The organism is Prevotella sp. HMSC077E09, assembly GCF_001814685.1.
GTDB classification, from domain to species: domain Bacteria; phylum Bacteroidota; class Bacteroidia; order Bacteroidales; family Bacteroidaceae; genus Prevotella; species Prevotella oris.
The window spans coordinates 1-1,872 of sequence record NZ_KV817489.1; the positions used below are offsets into that span (position 1 = coordinate 1).

The window sequence follows — 1,872 nt, forward strand, 5'->3', positions numbered from 1 at the left end:
ACAATCGAAAATGATAAGTAAAAAATAACATCAAATCAAAAGGAACAATGAAGAAAATTATTTTATCAATGGCTATGCTTGCCATGGTGGGAGCAACAGCCACAGCACAGGAAAACAATGATGGCCTGACACCCAACCGTCCACTTACTTCGGGAGAGCTGTTTCAAGGTATGAGCCGTGCCATACCAACGGGACGTGTCGTACTGCCGTATGGTCTGGACGTTACCTTTGACAAGACCGTGCATCTTATCTTCCCTTCTGCTATTCGTTATGTAGACTTAGGTTCGCAGAATATCATTGCAGGAAAGGCAGAGGATGCAGAGAACGTACTGCGTGTAAAGGCTTCGGTGAAGGACTTTGAGACAGAGACCAATATGAGTGTCATTTGCGAGGACGGCTCTTTTTATGCTTTCAACGTAAAATATGCCGATGAGCCGGAGAAGTTAAGTATCGAGATGAAAGACTTTCTTTCCACGACGGAAGGTAGACTGCCAAGCAATCGCTCTGACATTTACTTTAAGGAACTCGGTAACGAGTCGCCCGTATTAGTAAAACTGATGATGCAAACTATCTATCAGAACGACAAGCGTACCATCAAGCACATCGGTGCACAGCAGTTCGGCATGAAGTTTCTGCTTCGTGGCTTGTATGCCCATAACGGCTTGCTGTATTTCCACACTTGTATGGAAAACGATACGAATATGCCGTACTCGGTGGATTTTATCACATTTAAGGTGGTTGATAAGAAGATGGTAAAGCGTACCGCTATACAGGAACAAGTATTACAGCCACTTCGTGCCTATCATCAGGTGATGCAGGTGCGTGGCATGGGTAGTGAACACACAGTGTTTGCGCTCGAGCAGTTTTCTCTGGCGGAAGACAAGCAGCTTGAAGTGACGCTCTATGAGAGAAATGGCGGTCGCACACTGACCTTTTATGTAACGACAGAAGACCTGCAGCTGGCAAAAAAGATTGATAACCTCAAACTGAAATGGTAATGAAAAAGAACAATATCATTTTGACAGTATGCGTTGCGGTGGCCATGACTTTCTGTTTGCCATCGCAGGCACAGCGACTGATACCCAAGCAAAGGGGCGTAGAGGTCGTGGGGAGTGTTCCGCTTATCAAGGGAGAAAAGTTCCTTGCTGCTGGCAATTTCGGCATGGGAGCATCACTCACCCGATATTTGAGTCGTGAGAATTATACTTTTGTTATGGCAGAGTATGAACAGCAGTATATGCCGTACAGAAGTTATAACGTAAAACTCAAAGATGCACTCTTGCAGGTGGGCTATATGCACCCTGTTCTTTCCGACAGAGGCAAGAACGTATTTCTCTATAGTGGCATATCCGCTTTGGGTGGCTATGAGCAGTTGAACGAGGACAAAAGGCTGCTGCCCGATGGGGCAACACTGCTCGACCGTTCCCGCTTTGTCTATGGTGGTGCCGTGCATGGTTCGGTGGAAGTGTTCCTGACGGACAGAATTCTCTTTCTTATAAAGGCGCAGGGACGTTTCCTCTTTGGAACGGACGTGCATCGTTTTCGTCCGGTTGTTTCAGCAGGACTAAGGTTAAACTTTTAAGTAGAAGAAAAGATGAAGAAGATATTGAATACGATTTGGGTAATGGGTGTGCTGACCCTTGCCGTGTTTTGCCTATCTGCTTGTGATAGGGATTTGGATGTTCAGCTGTCTTATCCTTTCACTGTCGAGACGATGCCCGTTCAGAAGGACATCGTCAAAGGACAAACGGCAGAAATCAGGTGTATGCTCAAATGGGAAGGCAACTTTGCCGACACGCGCTACACCATCAGATATTTCCAACCGGACGGGAAAGGCACGCTAAGAATGGACAATGGAGCAGTCTTCAAGCC

Annotated in this window: 3 protein-coding genes; all 3 read left to right on the forward strand. The window is 46.3% G+C overall.

Annotated features, from left to right (window positions below; all coding sequences use genetic code 11):
* Positions 1–47 precede the first annotated feature (47 nt).
* Positions 48–998: a conjugative transposon protein TraN gene (traN, locus tag HMPREF2983_RS00520; RefSeq protein ID WP_060544267.1), complete on the forward strand. Its 951-nt coding sequence runs from the start codon at positions 48–50 to the stop codon at positions 996–998.
* Positions 992–1,582, forward strand: a complete 591-nt coding sequence (locus HMPREF2983_RS00525; protein ID WP_025066643.1) for a conjugal transfer protein TraO — start codon at positions 992–994, stop codon at positions 1,580–1,582. The genes traN and HMPREF2983_RS00525 overlap by 7 nt, the downstream gene beginning before the upstream one ends.
* Positions 1,583–1,594: 12 nt before the next feature.
* The coding region (locus HMPREF2983_RS00530; protein WP_141757600.1) for a TraQ conjugal transfer family protein at positions 1,595–1,872 on the forward strand (278 nt) is incomplete at its 3' end.

Excerpts from the sequence above, each read along its gene's own strand:
- traN (WP_060544267.1), top strand. The coding sequence starts at position 48 with ATGAAGAAAATTATTTTATCAATGGCTATGCTTGCCATGGTGGGAGCA.
- HMPREF2983_RS00525 (WP_025066643.1), top strand. The coding sequence starts at position 992 with ATGGTAATGAAAAAGAACAATATCATTTTGACAGTATGCGTTGCGGTG.